Origin of the sequence: Streptomyces sp. NPDC046870, assembly GCF_040704595.1 — a bacterium.
In the GTDB taxonomy this organism is placed as follows: Bacteria; Actinomycetota; Actinomycetes; order Streptomycetales; family Streptomycetaceae; genus Streptomyces; species Streptomyces argyrophylli.
Genome location: NZ_JBEYXM010000001.1, coordinates 262,266 through 277,644, shown reverse-complemented (window position 1 = coordinate 277,644; position 15,379 = coordinate 262,266). Strand labels below are relative to the sequence as shown.

General features: G+C 70.3%; 14 protein-coding genes. 11 read left to right on the top strand and 3 right to left on the bottom strand.

What is annotated here, in order from left to right:
- Window positions 1-73 precede the first annotated feature (73 nt).
- From AB0946_RS01275 to AB0946_RS01255, 5 genes are all read left to right on the top strand, one after another.
- Window positions 74-532 (top strand): peroxiredoxin, encoded by a 459-nt coding sequence (locus AB0946_RS01275; protein WP_366758579.1) that lies wholly within the window; start codon window positions 74-76, stop codon window positions 530-532.
- A 138-nt stretch (window positions 533-670) separates the two neighbouring features.
- Entirely contained in the window at window positions 671-1,246 is a 576-nt protein-coding gene (locus tag AB0946_RS01270) for a calcium homeostasis/redox stress adaptation protein (RefSeq protein WP_132783663.1), read from the top strand.
- A gap of 112 nt (window positions 1,247-1,358) precedes the next feature.
- Entirely contained in the window at window positions 1,359-1,937 is a 579-nt protein-coding gene (locus AB0946_RS01265) for a TerD family protein (protein WP_366758578.1), read from the top strand.
- 76 nt (window positions 1,938-2,013) lie between these two features.
- Window positions 2,014-3,153, top strand: a complete 1,140-nt coding sequence (locus AB0946_RS01260) for a DUF475 domain-containing protein (RefSeq protein ID WP_366758577.1) — start codon at window positions 2,014-2,016, stop codon at window positions 3,151-3,153.
- An 88-nt stretch (window positions 3,154-3,241) separates the two neighbouring features.
- Window positions 3,242-3,979, top strand: coding sequence for a Tellurium resistance (locus AB0946_RS01255; protein ID WP_366758576.1), 738 nt, complete (start codon window positions 3,242-3,244; stop codon window positions 3,977-3,979).
- A gap of 23 nt (window positions 3,980-4,002) precedes the next feature.
- Here the strand turns inward: AB0946_RS01255 and AB0946_RS01250 are convergent, their stop codons facing one another.
- Entirely contained in the window at window positions 4,003-4,722 is a 720-nt protein-coding gene (locus tag AB0946_RS01250) for a TerD family protein (RefSeq protein ID WP_366758575.1), read from the bottom strand.
- A 176-nt stretch (window positions 4,723-4,898) separates the two neighbouring features.
- On the opposite strand from AB0946_RS01250, the gene AB0946_RS01245 reads away from it, so the two are divergent.
- The 3 genes from AB0946_RS01245 to AB0946_RS01235 are packed head-to-tail and all read left to right on the top strand — an operon-like array spanning window position 4,899 to window position 9,380.
- Window positions 4,899-6,065, top strand: a complete 1,167-nt coding sequence (locus AB0946_RS01245; RefSeq protein WP_366758574.1) for an HpcH/HpaI aldolase/citrate lyase family protein — start codon at window positions 4,899-4,901, stop codon at window positions 6,063-6,065.
- Between the two features lie 40 nt (window positions 6,066-6,105).
- Entirely contained in the window at window positions 6,106-8,568 is a 2,463-nt protein-coding gene (locus AB0946_RS01240; protein WP_366758573.1) for a phosphoribosyltransferase, read from the top strand.
- Window positions 8,568-9,380: an HAD family hydrolase gene (locus AB0946_RS01235; protein WP_366758572.1), complete on the top strand. Its 813-nt coding sequence runs from the start codon at window positions 8,568-8,570 to the stop codon at window positions 9,378-9,380. The genes AB0946_RS01240 and AB0946_RS01235 overlap by 1 nt, the downstream gene beginning before the upstream one ends.
- A gap of 79 nt (window positions 9,381-9,459) precedes the next feature.
- On the opposite strand, the gene AB0946_RS01230 is transcribed toward AB0946_RS01235, so the two are convergent.
- Entirely contained in the window at window positions 9,460-9,687 is a 228-nt protein-coding gene (locus AB0946_RS01230; RefSeq protein ID WP_366758571.1) for a zinc ribbon domain-containing protein, read from the bottom strand.
- Between the two features lie 210 nt (window positions 9,688-9,897).
- On the opposite strand from AB0946_RS01230, the gene AB0946_RS01225 reads away from it, so the two are divergent.
- From AB0946_RS01225 to AB0946_RS01215, 3 genes are all read left to right on the top strand, one after another.
- Window positions 9,898-12,093: a transglycosylase domain-containing protein gene (locus tag AB0946_RS01225; protein ID WP_366759117.1), complete on the top strand. Its 2,196-nt coding sequence runs from the start codon at window positions 9,898-9,900 to the stop codon at window positions 12,091-12,093.
- A gap of 43 nt (window positions 12,094-12,136) precedes the next feature.
- Window positions 12,137-13,432: a hypothetical protein gene (locus AB0946_RS01220; protein WP_366758570.1), complete on the top strand. Its 1,296-nt coding sequence runs from the start codon at window positions 12,137-12,139 to the stop codon at window positions 13,430-13,432.
- Window positions 13,433-13,619: 187 nt separating this feature from the next.
- Window positions 13,620-14,723 (top strand): amidase domain-containing protein, encoded by a 1,104-nt coding sequence (locus AB0946_RS01215; RefSeq protein ID WP_366759116.1) that lies wholly within the window; start codon window positions 13,620-13,622, stop codon window positions 14,721-14,723.
- On the opposite strand, the gene AB0946_RS01210 is transcribed toward AB0946_RS01215, so the two are convergent.
- Window positions 14,711-15,343, bottom strand: a complete 633-nt coding sequence (locus AB0946_RS01210; RefSeq protein ID WP_366758569.1) for a DUF4383 domain-containing protein — start codon at window positions 15,341-15,343, stop codon at window positions 14,711-14,713. The two genes, AB0946_RS01215 and AB0946_RS01210, sit on opposite strands and share 13 nt — an antisense overlap.
- Between the last annotated feature and the right edge of the window lie 36 nt (window positions 15,344-15,379).

Here is a 15,379-nt window from a genome sequence, read left to right as displayed (position 1 = left end):
GGTGACCGCTGCGTAGGGTGGAACCGAGCGTCCGCGCTCCCACCCCGACAGCCCACCGAAGGGAAGCACGACGATGGCGATCCAGGTCGGCGACAAGGCGCCCGACTTCGAGCTGAAGGACAACCACGGCCGGACCGTGAAGCTCTCGGACTTCCGCGGCGAGAAGAACGTGGTCCTGCTCTTCTACCCCTTCGCCTTCACCGGCGTGTGCACCGGCGAGCTGTGCGAGCTGCGCGACAACCTGCCGAAGTTCGAGGACCGCGACACCCAGCTGCTCGCCGTCTCCAACGACTCCATCCACACCCTGCGCGTCTTCGCCGAGCAGGAGGGCCTGGAATACCCCCTGCTGAGCGATTTCTGGCCGCACGGCAACGTCTCGCGCGCGTACGGCGTCTTCGACGAGGACAAGGGCTGCGCCGTCCGGGGCACCTTCGTGATCGACAAGGAGGGCGTCGTGCGGTGGACCGTGGTCAACGGCCTGCCGGACGCCCGTGATCTGAACGACTACGTGCAGGCGCTCGACACCCTGTGAGCGGACCGCGGGCGACACCTGTGATTCTTCGGGTCCAGGGTCTGCGGGGTGCGGGAACCCGTCACTAGGATCGGCACGTTGATCCCATATCCGAAGCACGACGGGGCTCCCCGCCCCTGGACACCACATGGAGGACCCGTGGGAGTCAGCCTCAGCAAGGGCGGCAACGTATCGCTGACGAAGGAGGCCCCGGGCCTGACCGCCGTCATCGTCGGCCTGGGGTGGGACGTGCGCACGACGACCGGCACGGACTTCGACCTCGACGCCAGTGCGCTGCTGCTGAACAACTCCGGCAAGGTGGCGAGCGACCAGCACTTCGTCTTCTTCAACAACCTCAAGAGCCCCGACGGCTCCGTCGAGCACACCGGTGACAACCTCACCGGTGAGGGCGAGGGCGACGACGAGCAGATCAAGGTCAACCTGGCCGGTGTTCCGGCCGACATCGAAAAGATCGTGTTCCCGGTGTCGATCTACGACGCCGAGAACCGCCAGCAGTCCTTCGGCCAGGTCCGCAACGCCTTCATCCGCGTCGTGAACCAGGCCGGCGGGCAGGAGATCGCTCGCTACGACCTGAGCGAGGACGCCTCGACCGAGACGGCCATGGTCTTCGGCGAGCTGTACCGGCACGGCGCGGAGTGGAAGTTCCGCGCCATCGGCCAGGGCTACGCGTCGGGCCTGCGGGGCATCGCGCAGGACTTCGGCGTCAACGTCTGACACGAGGGGCGTGTGAGACCCGCCAGCCCGTGAGACCGGCGCCGCTCCGTTCGGGGGCGGCGCCGGACGCGCAGGACAACCAGGGAAGCACCACCAGGGGAGGACCAGCATCATGGGTGTCACGCTCGCCAAGGGAGGCAACGTCTCCCTCTCCAAAGCCGCGCCGAACCTCACCAACGTCATGATCGGACTGGGCTGGGACGCGCGGTCGACCACCGGAGCCTCCTTCGACCTGGACGCCAGCGCGCTGCTGTGCGGGGCCGGCAACCGGGTGCTGGGCGACGAGTGGTTCGTCTTCTACAACCAGCTCACCAGCCCCGACGGCTCGGTGGAGCACACCGGCGACAACCTCACCGGTGAGGGCGAGGGCGACGACGAGTCGATCCTGGTGGACCTCGCCAAGGTGCCGCCGCAGTGCGAGAAGATCATCTTCCCCGTCTCCATCCACATGGCGGACGAGCGCGGGCAGACCTTCGGCCAGGTCTCCAACGCCTTCATCCGTGTCGTCAACCAGGCCGACGGCCAGGAGCTGGCCCGCTACGACCTCAGTGAGGACGCTTCCACCGAAACCGCCATGATCTTCGGTGAGCTGTACCGGTACCACGGCGAGTGGAAGTTCCGGGCGGTGGGTCAGGGGTACGCGTCCGGCCTACGAGGCATCGCTCTAGACTTCGGAGTCAACGTTTCGTAAAACTCGGTACGACTCAGGGGAGACCCTCCCCCGGACTCCGTCTGGGAGGTGCCCCCCACACACGATGGGGTAGCCAGTGCTTCTGAAAACCTTCGGCTGGTCGTTCGCGGTCACCGCGCTCGGTCTGGTCGCGGCGGCGTTCTACGGGGGGTGGACCGCCTTCGGCATCGTGGCGATCCTGGCCGTCCTGGAGATCTCGCTGTCCTTCGACAACGCGGTGGTCAACGCCGGGATCCTGAAGAAGATGAACGCCTTCTGGCAGAAGATCTTCCTCACGGTCGGCGTCCTCATCGCCGTCTTCGGCATGCGGCTGGTCTTCCCCGTCGTCATCGTCGCGATCAGCGCCAAGATGGGCCCGATCGAGGCCGTCGACCTGGCCCTCAACAACAAGGACCGCTACCAGCAGCTGGTCACCGACGCCCACCCGGCGATCGCCGCGTTCGGTGGCATGTTCCTGCTGATGATCTTCCTCGACTTCATCTTCGAGGACCGGGACATCCAGTGGCTGCGCTGGATCGAGCGCCCCCTGGCCAAGCTCGGCAAGGTCGACATGCTGTCGGTCTGCATCGCCCTGATCGTCCTGCTGATCACGTCGTTCACCTTCGCCACCCACGCCCACCAGCACGGCGGCGCCCACGTGGACAAGGCCCAGACGGTCCTGATCGCCGGTATCGCCGGCCTGATCACCTACATGGTCGTCGGCGGCCTCTCCGGCTACTTCGAGGACAAGCTGGAGGCGGACGAGGAACGCGAGCACGAGGAGGAGGAAGAGGCCGCCCGCACCGGCAGGCAGAAGCCGGCGATCGTCCTGGCCGGCCAGGCCGCGTTCTTCATGTTCCTCTACCTCGAGGTCCTGGACGCGTCCTTCTCCTTCGACGGCGTGATCGGCGCCTTCGCCATCACCAACGACATCGTCCTGATGGCCCTCGGCCTCGGCATCGGCGCCATGTACGTCCGGTCGCTGACCGTCTACCTGGTCCGCCAGGGCACCCTCGACGACTACGTCTACCTGGAACACGGCGCCCACTACGCCATCGGCGCCCTGGCCGTGATCCTCATGGTCACCATCCAGCACGAGATCAACGAGGTCGTCACCGGTCTCGTCGGCGTCGTCCTGATCGCGGCGTCCTTCCTCTCCTCCGTCCGCCGCAACCGAGCCCTGGCCGCGGCGGGCGAGGGCAGCGACGAGAAGGCCGAGGTCTCCTCCGGGGTGTGACGGCCCGGACGGTGAGGAACGCTCTGAACGGGGCGGCCGGCAGGGCCGGCCGCCCCGTCGGCGTGACAACAGGTAGCTGGGGGCGGGAATGGGTTTCTTCGACGGACTGCTGGGCGGGCGCGCCGCCGACTTCGACTCGGGCAACGCGTCGACCAACGCCATAGAACTGACCAGGCGGCACCAGACGGTGTCCCTCACCAAGCAGGAAGCGGCCACCGGCCACCTGCGCGTCAACCTCTCCTGGCGGATGCGGACCTCCGACTTCGACGGAGCCCAGCGCACCAGCCTGTTCCGGCACCCGTTCAAGGCACTGAAACCGCCGGAGGTCCTGGGCCACGGCCAGAGCATGGTCAACGTCGACCTGGACCTCGGCTGCCTGTACGAACTGGCCGACGGCACGAAGGGGGTCGTACAGCCCCTCGGCGGCTATCTCGGCGACGTCAACGCGCCGCCGTACATCAAACTCAGCGGCGACGACCGGTTCGGCTCGGCGTCCGGCGAGACGATGTACGTCAACCTCGACCACCGGGACGCCCTCAAGCGGCTGCTCGTCTTCGTCTACATCTACGACCAGACCCCCGCCTTCGACCGTACGCACGCCATCGTCACCCTCTACCCCAGCAACGGCCCCCGCATCGAGATAGGCCTGGACGAACGCCACCCCCAGGCCCGCTCCTGCGCCGTGGTCATGATCGAGAACGTCAAGGGCGAACTGATCGTCCGCCGCGAGGTGAAGTTCGTCTACGGCTTCCAGGGCGAACTGGACCGCCTCTACGGCTGGGGCCTGCAGTGGGGCAGGGGCTTCAAGACGAAGGTGGACAGGTGACCGGCGCCCGTCTCGGGGGCTGACTACCGCCCGAGGAACTGCGGCCCCTGCGGCGGCAGCCGGAAGTACGGGTCCCCGGCCACGGCCACCGGCGCCGACATCGGCTGGGGGTAGCCGTACGCGGGCGGCTGCGCCGGAACCGCGGCCGTCGGCTGTTCCGGGGGCAACGGCTGGGACGGGACCGGCTCCTCCTCCGTCTCGGACTCGTCCACCGAGATCCCGAAGTCCGTGGCGAGCCCCTTCAGGCCGTTCGAATAGCCCTCACCCAGCGCCCGGAACTTCCAGCCCTCCCCGCGCCGGTACAGCTCACCGCAGATCAACGCCGTCTCCGCGCCCGTCTCCGGCTTGATCTCGAACCGGGCCAGCGGCTCCCCGTCGGCGACGGCCGCGTCGTACAGCAGGATGCACAGCGCCGGCACCTGGTCGAAGGCGACCCCGTCCGCCGAGGCGACCAGCACGATCCGGCCGATCCCCGGCTCCACCGCGGACAGCTCGGCCTGGATCGTGTCCGTCAGCCCCTCGGCGATCCGCTTCTTGCCGAGCCGCCACACCTTCCCGGAGGGGTGCCGGGGCTGGTTGTAGAAGACGAAGTCCTCGTCGGAGCGCACACGGCCGTCCGGGCCCAGCAGCAGCGCCGACACGTCCACGTCCGGGACCTCCTGCCCGGGCGTCCAGCGCAGCACGGCGCGGACCGTGGTGGCCTCCAGCGGGACGTTCGACCCTTTCAGCATGGCGTGCGTCATGCGGTCATCCTGCCCTCTCGGTCCTGGTCACGACAATGCGGGGGGCGGTGCCGCCGACATGGCCGAGTTACCGGGAATTCATGCCCGCAGGGAACCCCGGACACGGATCCCTACGTACTATTACCGGCCACCCTTTACCGAACCCAGAGGCTCGGCTCGCGCCCTGAGGGAGTCCTATGCGTCATTTCGGGCACATCGCCCCCGAGGTGCGGCAGCGCCTCTTCCACCAGGAGCCGTGCGCGTTCACCGCCGACTCCCCGGCCCGGCTGCTCTCCGCGGCCCTGGGCGCCACGCTGTACAGCCCCGCCACGCGGCCCCGGCTCGCCGACGACATCGTCAGACAGGCCGGCAACGGCGTGGTCTCGATGGTGCTGTGCCTGGAGGACTCGATCGACGACGCGGACGTCGAACCGGGGGAGGAGAACCTCGTCCGGCAGTTCGCCGACCTCGCCGCCCGGCCCGCCGTGGAGCCGCCGCTGCTGTTCATCCGGGTGCGCACCCCCGAGCAGATACCGGACCTGGTCCGCCGTCTCGGCCCCGCCGTGCGCCTGCTGTCCGGGTTCGTACTGCCCAAGTTCACCGAGGAACGCGGCGTCCCCTTCCTGGAGGCGCTGACCGCGGCGGAGAACAGCAGCGGCCGGCGGCTCTTCGCCATGCCCGTCCTGGAGTCCCCCGAGCTGCTCTACCGCGAGTCCCGGGTGGAGACCCTCGAGGGCATCTCCCGCGCGGTCGGCAAGTACCGGGACCGGGTGCTGGCCCTCCGCCTCGGCGTGACCGACTTCTGCTCCTCCTACGGTCTGCGCCGGGCCCCCGACATGACCGCCTACGACGTCCAGATCGTCGCCTCCGTGATCGCCGACGTCGTGAACATGCTGGGCCGCGCCGACGGCACCGGTTTCACCGTCACCGGCCCGGTCTGGGAGTACTTCCGCGTCCCCGAGCGCATGTTCAAGCCACAGCTGAGGCAGAGCCCCTTCCTGGAGGTGCAGGCTGTCTCGCTGCGCGAGAAGCTGATCGAACACGCCATGGACGGACTGCTCCGGGAGATCTCCCTCGACCAGGCCAACGGCCTGCTCGGCAAGACCTGCATCCACCCGTCCCACGTGCTGCCCGTGCACGCGCTGTCCGTGGTCAGCCACGAGGAGTTCAGCGACGCCCAGGACATCCTGCGGCCGGAACGCGGCGGCGGGGGTGTACTGCGGTCCGCCTACACGAACAAGATGAACGAAGTGAAACCGCACCGCGCCTGGGCCGAGCGGACCCTGTTGCGCGCCGAGGTGTTCGGCGTCGCCAACGAGGACGTCGGCTTCGTGGAACTGCTCGCCGCCGGCATACCCGGCTGAACCCTTTCTCCTCCTCCACCTCCGCCTCTCCAAGGAACGAATGAACAACGCAGTGAACGACGGGGTCTGGTCCGGCAGCTGGGTCGCCGAGCGGCTCGGGGTCGGACTCGTGGGCGACGACGGCCTGCCGGCCCTGCTCGGGCTCGCGCTGCGGCGCAACCCCAAGCGGGCCCACCTGCTGGTCTCGAACGTCCTCGGCAAGCACGTCCCCCAGTCGCCGGCCGTGGTGTACGCGTACGGCTGCCGCCTGGGCCGGCGGGTCGCCGCGCTGCTCGGCGAGGAGGCGGGCGCCGCGGTCGTCCTCGGCTACGCGGAGACCGCGACGGGGCTGGGGCACGCGGTCGCCGACGGGCTCGGCGCGGTGCCGTACCTGCACTCCACGCGGCGGCCGGTGCCCGGGGTCGCCCCCGCGGGCGGCTTCGAGGAGTCGCACTCGCACGCCACGTCGCACCTCCTGCTGCCGGAAGACCCCGCCCTGCTGGCCGGGGAAGGCCCCCTGGTGCTGGTGGACGACGAGTTCTCCACCGGGAACACCGTGCTGAACACCGTCCGGGATCTGCACGCACGGTATCCGCGCGGGCGGTACGTGGTGGTCGCCCTGGTCGACATGCGGTCGGCCGAGGACACGGCTCGCCTCCAGCGGTTCGCGCAGGAGATCGGCGCCCGGGTCGACGTGATCGCCGCCGCGTCCGGGACCGTACAGCTGCCCGAAGGCGTGCTGGAGAAGGGGCAGCGGCTGGTCGCGGAACGCGAGGCCGCCGGGCGGGGGAGCGAGAGGGCTGCCGGCGCCCCCGGAGGGGCGCCACGGCCCGGGCCCGTCGCCGAGGTCGACCTGCACTGGCCCCCCGGGCTCCCCGACGGCGGACGGCACGGCTTCACCCCCGCCCACCGGGCCCGGCTCGAAGCGGCGCTGCCCGCCATGGCCGGGCGAATACGCGCAGCCCTGCCCGCCGGCGCCCGGCGCGTCCTGGTACTCGGCTTCGAGGAGCTGATGTACGCCCCGCTGCGGCTCGCCCGCGAGCTGGAGCAGACGGTGGACGCCGAGGTGCGGTTCTCCACCACCACCCGGTCGCCCGTGCTCGCGGTCGACGACCCCGGCTACGCCATCCGCAGCCGCCTGGTCTTCCCGGCCCACGACGACCCGGCCGACGGACCCGGCGAGCGGTACGCCTACAACGTGGCCGGTGCCGGCTTCGACGCCGTCGTCGCCGTGGTCGACTCCGCCGCCGACACCCCCGCCCTGCACGCGCCGGACGGCCTGCTGGCCGCGCTCTGCGCACACGTCCCGCACGTCCTGCTCGCGGTCGTCCCCTCCTACGTCCCGCACGTTCCAGAAAGGCCGGCCATGCTGCCCGAGCCCCTCCGCGGCCCCGCGTTCTCCTCGTACGCGCCGGAGGAGGTCGGCTGGCTGCTCCAGGACCTGTCCGACGTGCCCCTGGAGGCGCCGACGGAGGAGCGCGAGGAGGCCGTCCAGCGCGGCGGCGCGCACTACGCGGAGTCACTGCCGGTGGAGTACCAGCCCAGCGCGCAGTACCAGGAGCTGTTCCACGCGGCCCTGGACGCCTCCGCCGCCCGCATCGCGCAGGCCGTCGGCGTCGTGACCGAGGCCGTCCTCACCGAGCGCTCGCCCCGCCCGGTGCTCGTCTCCCTGGCCCGCGCCGGCACCCCCGTCGGCATCCTGATGCGCCGCTGGGCCCGCTTCCGGCACGGTCTCGACCTGCCGCACTACGCCGTGTCGATCGTGCGCGGCCGGGGCATCGACGCCAACGCGCTGCGCTGGCTCGCCGCCCACCACGACCCCCGGGACGTCGTGTTCGTCGACGGCTGGACCGGCAAGGGCGCGATCACCCGCGAACTCGCCGACGCCGTCGAGGAGTTCGAGCGCAAGGAGGGCGTCAGCGGCTTCGACCCGGAGATCGCCGTCCTCGCCGACCCCGGCTCCTGCGTACGCACCTACGGCACCCGCGAGGACTTCCTCATCCCCTCCGCGTGCCTCAACTCCACCGTCTCCGGGCTGATCTCCCGCACGGTGCTGCGCGCCGACCTGGTCGGCCCGCACGACTTCCACGGCGCCAAGTTCTACCGCGAACTGGCGGACGCGGACGTCTCCGTGGCCTTCCTCGACGCCGTCGCCGCCCGCTTCCCCGAGGTGGCCGACGACGTGGACAGCGCGGTGAAGGAGCTGCCGGTCACGGACCGGACCCCGACCTGGGCGGGCTGGCGGGCGGTCGAGCGGATCAGCGAGGAGTACGGCATCCACGACGTCAACCTCGTCAAGCCCGGCGTCGGCGAGACCACCCGGGTGCTGCTGCGCCGGGTGCCCTGGAAGATCCTCGCGCGGGCGGGGGCGGGAGACGACCTGGCCCATGTGCGGCTGCTCGCCGAGCAGCGCGGGGTGCCGGTGGAGGAGGTGGACGACCTGCCGTACACCTGCGTCGGGCTGATCCACCCCCGGTACACGCGGGGCGCCACGGGCGCCGACGGCAAGGCGGTGAACGTCTGATGCCGGTGCTGGTGGCGAGCGACCTCGACCGTACGCTGATCTACTCCTCGGCGGCCCTGGCGCTGACCATGCCGGACCCGCGGGCGCCCCGGCTGCTGTGCGTGGAGGTGCACGAGGCCAAGCCGCTGTCCTACATGACCGAGACCGCGGCCCGGCTGCTCACCGACCTCGGTGACACGGCGGTGTTCGTGCCGACGACGACCCGGACGCGCAAGCAGTACCAGCGGATCAACCTGCCGGGGCCGCCGCCCGCCTACGCGATCTGCGCCAACGGGGGCCACCTGCTGGTCGACGGGGTCACCGACGCGGACTGGCACGCGGGCGTCCAGGCGCGGCTCGCCGCGGAGTGCGCGCCGCTCGCGGAGGTCAGCGAGCATCTGCTGCGCGCCGCCGACCCGGTGTGGGTGCGCAAGCACCGGATCGCCGAGGACCTGTTCGCCTACCTCGTGGTGGAGCGCGACCTGCTGCCCGGGGACTGGGTGAAGGAGCTCGCGGTGTGGGCGGAGAACCGGGGCTGGACGGTGTCCCTGCAGGGCCGCAAGATCTACGCCGTGCCGAAGCCGCTCACCAAGAGCGCGGCCGTCCGTGAGGTGGCCCGGCGCACCGGCGCGGAGCTGACGCTGGCGGCGGGGGACTCCCTGCTCGACGCCGACCTGCTGCTGGCCGCCGACCGGGGCTGGCGCCCCGGCCACGGCGAACTCGCCGACAGCGACTGGACGGCCCCGGAGATCAGCGCCCTCCCGGAACGGGGGGTCCTGGCGGGAGAGCGGATCCTGCGGGAGTTCCTGAGGGCGGCGCGGCAGCCGGCGTAGAGGGGCGCGGGGAACTGCGCGACAAGCCACGACGGCGCCGCACCCGCACGACGGGACCGAGCGGCATCCCCGTCGGCGGCTACCCGCAGCACCCGCCCCCGCAACAACCGCCCCCACCGGCCCTCGGCGAAGGCGCGGGCGCGGGCGCGGACGTGTTGTTCGACACGCCCACCGCCACCGTCGACAGGAGCTTCACCGTGTCCTCGTGCCCCGCGGGGCACGAGGCGGGGGCGGCGGACTGCGCCATGGGCCGGCTGAGTTCGAACGTGTCGCCGCAGGTCCGGCAGCGGTACTCGTAACGAGGCATGACCCCAGGTTAGCCGTCGGGGCCCGGCCGGGGGTGGCTCAATGTTTCATGAGTGTTGCCTTCTATCCGGCACATGTGCAGGGCATTCGAAAACGTTACTGATAATTTGTGAACGCCGTTGCGAGGATGCTCAGCTCACCCGCGCGAGCAAGACCGAGTGCGGAGGGAGACGCAGGCGTGACCGATGCGTCGCAGGGGGAGGACGGCCCCATGGGGGGTGGCCGTGGCGAGGAGCCGTTGGGCGCCGATGAGACGCTGCACCTGAGAGTCGACGCCCTCAGGGCGGACCAGACCATGCAGTTGCGCGTGCCGCCGCCACCGGAGCCGCCCGCTCCGGGCGGCGGCCGGGCCGAACGCCGGCGTGACGCGCGCTCGGCCGGACGGGAGCGCGCCACGCCCGCGAGCGCGGCCCTGGGCGCCGTCGTCCGGCTGCTCGCCCCGCTGGCCCCGTACGCGCGCCGGGCAGCCCCCTACGCGCGCCGCCTGAAGCCGGTGTACCCGCGCCCCGGGCGTACCGGCTGGCGCCGCTGGATACCCTCCTGGCGCCAGTGGATCGGCGCCACCCTGACCTCGTTCGGTCTGCTCAGCGCGTTCCTCGTCACCGCGTACGCGATGACGGACATACCGGAGAACCTCAACTCGTACGCCACCCAGCAGGACAACGTCTACTTCTGGTCCGACGGCACGCCCATGGCGCGTACGGGCTGGGTGCAGCGGCAGGCGATGCCGCTGAAGGACATCCCCCCGGACGTCCGCTGGGCGGTGCTCGCGGCGGAGAACGAGAGCTTCTACTCGGACCCGGGCATATCCGCCAGGGGCATCACCCGCGCCGTGTTCCGCACCCTGGGGCAGGGGGACACCGAGGGCGGATCGACCATCACCCAGCAGTACGTCAAGAACGTCTACCTCACGCAGAACCAGACGATCAGCCGCAAGTTCACCGAAGCGATGATCGCGCTCAAGCTCGACAACAGGATGAGCAAGGACCAGATCCTGGAGGGCTATCTCAACACCAGCTGGTTCGGCCGCGGCAGCTACGGCATCCAGCGCGCCGCCCAGGCGTACTACGGCAAGGACGTCGGCGAGCTCGACGCCTCCGAGGCGGCCATGCTCGCCGGGCTGCTCAAGGGCGCCGGCCTGTTCGACCCCACGCTCGGCAAGGCCAACCACGCGCGGGCCGTCGAGCGCTGGTCCTGGATCCTCGACCGCATGGTCAAGATCGGCAAGCTGTCGCCACGGGAACGGGCGAAGTACACCAAGTTCCCCGAGCCGCTGAAGAGCAACCCGCTCTACAACACCGGTGCGCAGAGCGACTACCTGGTGGAGCTGGCCTCGCAGTACGCCAAGAAGGCCGGCCACCTGACGGACAAGCAGTTCGACCTCGGCGGCTACCAGATCTACACGACCTTCGACCGCAAGCGGGAGAAGGCGCTCACCGACGCCGTCACCAAAACCCGCAAGCAGGCCAGGCGGGACGATCCGGCGGTGGCGAGGAACGGCCACTACGGTGCCGCCTCGGTGGCGGCGGACGGCCGGATCCTCGCCGTCTACGGCGGTCCCGACCACCGCACCCAGGGCTACAACGAGTCCAACGCGACCACCGTCCCGGCCGGCACCGCGTTCACGCCGTTCGTCTACGCCGCCGGGCTCGAACACGGCGTGCACAAGACGCGCGGCGGACCCGCCACCCCCGTCACCCCGGACAGCGTCTACGACGGCGACGACGGCGTCCCCGTCACCACCCCCGAGGGACCGTACTGGGACCGCAGCGGCAAGAAGGTCGCCGCGCACAACGACGGCGGCCGGTCGTACGGGGACATCAGCCTGCGCGAGGCCATGGCCCGGTCCGTGAACACGCCGTTCATGCAGCTCGGCATGGACACCGGCCTCGACAGGGTGCGCCAGACCGCCGTGGCGTCCGGGCTGCTGTCCTCCAGCATCGGCCCTCAGGTCCCGGCTCTGTCGATGGGCAACTCCACGCCCAGCGCGATCCGGATGGCCAGCGGCTACGCCACCTTCGCCGCCGGCGGCAACCACACCGAGCCGTACTCGGTGCGCCGGATCACCCGCAACGGCTCCCCGGTCGCCCTGGCCACCCCGCGCCCGAAGCGCGCGGTCGGCGCCGAGGTGGCCCGGCAGGTCACGGAGGCGCTCGGCGACTCGTTCCGCACCGCCCATCCCGAGGCGGCGGCCGGCCGGTCCGGAGTGTCGGGGAAGGCCGGCACCACCGAGAAGGACACCGCCGCCTGGTACGTCGGCACGGCCGACTCCGTGTCCACCGCGATCGTCGTCTACCGGATCGACCTGGCCAAGTCCCTGGAGCCACTGCCGCTCAAGGGCCTGGCCGGCACGTCCGCGCACAGCGTCCCGTATGCCCTCTGGTCGGCAGCGACGGGTCTCGGCTGAGCCGGGGCCCGTACACCCTCCCCTTCCGCAGAATGAGCCGCGCATGCCCCGCAAGATGTCGTCGTCAGGCCGCCGTCGAGCCCCCCGCAGCCGCAGTGTGCCCCGCGCCACCCGGCCGCAGGTCCTGACTCTGGCCGCCCTCCTCGTCGTCGCCTCGCTGGTCGCCGGGTTCCTGGCGCTGTCCGGCACGGACGGCAACAGCACCCCGGCCGCCGCGGCCGGCAAGAGACAGAAGAGCGCGCCCAAGGCCAGCCCGACCCCGCAGTGGGACGGCAGGACCAAGGTGCTCGGGGACGGCTCGACCTCCTACACCGGGCCGCAGAAGGGGCAGCTGAAGCCGGTGCCGCTCAAGCCCGGTGAGAAACCACCGCAGTTCGTGGTCTTCTCCTGGGACGGCGCGCTGGAGGGCAGCGACCACCTGTTCTCGCACTACCGGGAGCTGGCCAAGGAGTACGACGCCCACATGACCTTCTTCCTCACCGGCATCTACCTGCTGCCCAAGAGCAAGAAGGCGCTGTACCACGGCCCCATGCACTCCCCGGGCGACGCCGCCATCGACTACGCCACCGACGACCACATCCGCACCACGGTGGAGCAGCTCGGCAAGGCGTACGAGGACGGCAACGAGATCGGCACCCACTTCAACGGCCACTTCTGCGGGGCCAAGGGCGGCGGCGACTGGAGCGTCCAGGAGTGGAAGAGCGAGATCGACCAGTTCTACTCCTTCGTGGAGCACTGGAAGACCAACACCGGCTTCAAGGACCTCGCGCCGCTGCCCTTCGACTTCAGGAAGGAGGTCACCGGCGGCCGGGCGCCCTGCCTGGAGGGGCAGCCGAACCTGCTGAAGGCCATGAAGAGCTACGGCTGGCGCTACGACGCCAGTTCGCCGGGCGACTTCCAGATATGGCCGTCGAAGAAGAAGGGCATCTGGGACTTCCCGCTGCAGATGCTGCCGTACGAGAGCGGCAAGTACCAGGGCCTGTCCATGGACTTCAACTTCCTGTACAACCAGTCCGAGGGTGAGACCCAGGGCGATCCGGCCAAGTTCCCCCAGTGGGAACAGCAGACCGTCGACTCCTACATGGCCGGCTTCAACCGGGTGTACTACGGCAGCCGGGCCCCGCTGTTCATCGGCAACCACTTCGAGGACTGGAACGGTGGCATCTACATGAAGTCCATCGACCAGGTGGTCAAGAACGTCTGCACCAAGAAGGGCGTCAAGTGCGTGTCCTTCAAGGAGCTGGCCGACTGGCTCGACGCGCAGAAGCCGCAGACCCTCGCCGCCCTGCGCAGCCTCGACCCGGCCCAGTCGCCGGACTGGTCGGCGGTCGTCAAGTGACCGGCGCGCGCCGGGGATTCCACTTGTGCAACCCCCTTCACAACCGACGCGCACGCCGTGCGAAGATGCCCCTCGCCCGGTAGGTGTACCGGCGTAGAGGGGAACATCATTGAAATCTAGAAGACTGAGCCGTGGGCGGCGCCGCACGGCCATAGTCACCGCCGCGGCCGCCTCGGTGGTCGCCGGCGTGGCGCTGGTGCCCAACTGGAGCGCCGGTGCGGCGGTGACCGACGACCCGACGGTGGACGCGGCGACCAAGGCGACCTTCCAGCGGCTGGCCGACGCGGTCTTCACCGACCGCACGCAGGCCCTCGTGGAGGGCGCCGGGAAGGCGGAGACCCGGCACACGTCCGGCTTCTCCGGTTCCGTGCGCCTGTCCGGCGGGCAGACCCGCCAGGAGAAGTCCGCGCTGGACGAGCTGCGCGACCGGCGCGGCCGGCTGGCCCGGCTGGGCGAGACGTACCGCGCGGGCAGCACCAAGGTGACGCTCGACGCGACCCAGGTGAAGGGCCGGCACGCCAAGGTCGCCGTCACCGAGACCACGTCGCTGACCTACGACAAGGCCACCGTCAAGGGACCGAAGTCGACCGGCTTCCAGGCCCACCACGAGCTGACCTTCCAGGCCGACGGCAAGGGCACCTGGCGGCTCACCGGCATCCGGGACACCGACGACGGCTACCTCGCGGTGAACCAGGTCGCCAAGCCCGCCGTCACCTCGGTGAAGACCGCCACCGCGGACGACGGCCCGCCCTCCGCGGCCCGCGCCGCCACGACCTGGCCCGCACCGGTCAACCAGAAGAACTTCTCCGCGACCGGCTACGACTACAAGGCCATGGTCGCGTACGCGCAGAAGTACTGGAACAAGTACAACCCGGCCTACCCGGACTTCAACGGGCAGGGCGCCGGCGGCGACTGCACCAACTTCGTCAGCCAGGTCCTGAAGGCCGGCGGCTGGAAGCACGTGCCCGGCTACACGTACGACTGGAAGAAGTGGTTCGGCACCGCCGACATCCAGTCGGACTCGTTCGTCGGCGTCAACGAGTTCTCCTGGTTCGCCCTGTCCTCGAAGCGCGCCACCAGCCTCGCCAACGTCTACCAGATGGACATCGGCGACGTGCTGCAGATGGACTTCAACCGGGACGGGTCCAAGGACCACTCGATGATCGTCACGTACCGGGACAACCGGGGCGTGCCGTACGTGAGCTACCACTCGACCAACACGTACAACCGGTCGGTGGCCAGCCTCGTCGCCTCGTACCCGAACGCGGCGTTCTACGCCTACAGGACCTGACCCGGTCCTGGCTGCCGCGGGCCCCGCTGCTCCCGCCACTCCGGCCGCTCGTCCTGCGGACGCCGCTCCGGCGGCGTCGGCTGCTCGGGCCGCGCCCGCTCTCGCTGCGGAGGGGCGTCGGGGTGGCGGGCCCGCCAGTAGGGGTTGTCGTGCGGCAGGTTGTGACCGACGCGGCCGTACATGCCGAACGTCATCAGCAGCAGGCCCACGATGAAGCTGAAGAAGACGTTCTGGATCTTGAAGGCCAGGAAGTTGCTGCCGGTGTCCAGCAGGCCGAGGAACAGGAAGCCGTTCAGCAGGAACAGCACGCCGAGGACCATGTTCAGGGTCGACGCGAGGTTCCCGCCGATCACCATGCCGACCAGCAGCACGGCGCCGATGCAGATCGACAGCACACTCAGCGCGCCGTTGGAGTTGAGCCCGGCCACCGTGTTGCCGCCGGTGTCGAAGAAGCCGATCTGGTTGAGCAGGCCGAGAATGCCGAAGGCGACCAGGAATCCGCCGATGAGGCCGGCACCGATCCGGTAGACCTGGTTGAGCCGGTGGTCGACGGGCAGATGGTCGTCCAGCCGGGGCCGTCGCTCCTCGGCCTTCCTCGTGTGCACCGCGTGTGTGGCCATGTCCGCCTCCCTCGGGCGCTAGCGGAGGCCATCCGT

What these genes read in the sequence shown, in the direction of transcription:
- AB0946_RS01250 (WP_366758575.1), bottom strand. Translation starts at nt 4,722, where the DNA reads ATGACGCACGCCATGCTGAAAGGGTCGAACGTCCCGCTGGAGGCCACC.
- AB0946_RS01255 (WP_366758576.1), top strand. Translation starts at nt 3,242, where the DNA reads ATGGGTTTCTTCGACGGACTGCTGGGCGGGCGCGCCGCCGACTTCGAC.
- AB0946_RS01245 (WP_366758574.1), top strand. Translation starts at nt 4,899, where the DNA reads ATGCGTCATTTCGGGCACATCGCCCCCGAGGTGCGGCAGCGCCTCTTC.
- AB0946_RS01265 (WP_366758578.1), top strand. Translation starts at nt 1,359, where the DNA reads ATGGGTGTCACGCTCGCCAAGGGAGGCAACGTCTCCCTCTCCAAAGCC.
- AB0946_RS01275 (WP_366758579.1), top strand. Translation starts at nt 74, where the DNA reads ATGGCGATCCAGGTCGGCGACAAGGCGCCCGACTTCGAGCTGAAGGAC.
- AB0946_RS01240 (WP_366758573.1), top strand. Translation starts at nt 6,106, where the DNA reads ATGAACAACGCAGTGAACGACGGGGTCTGGTCCGGCAGCTGGGTCGCC.
- AB0946_RS01220 (WP_366758570.1), top strand. Translation starts at nt 12,137, where the DNA reads ATGCCCCGCAAGATGTCGTCGTCAGGCCGCCGTCGAGCCCCCCGCAGC.
- AB0946_RS01225 (WP_366759117.1), top strand. Translation starts at nt 9,898, where the DNA reads ATGGGGGGTGGCCGTGGCGAGGAGCCGTTGGGCGCCGATGAGACGCTG.
- AB0946_RS01235 (WP_366758572.1), top strand. Translation starts at nt 8,568, where the DNA reads ATGCCGGTGCTGGTGGCGAGCGACCTCGACCGTACGCTGATCTACTCC.
- AB0946_RS01230 (WP_366758571.1), bottom strand. Translation starts at nt 9,687, where the DNA reads ATGCCTCGTTACGAGTACCGCTGCCGGACCTGCGGCGACACGTTCGAA.
- AB0946_RS01210 (WP_366758569.1), bottom strand. Translation starts at nt 15,343, where the DNA reads ATGGCCACACACGCGGTGCACACGAGGAAGGCCGAGGAGCGACGGCCC.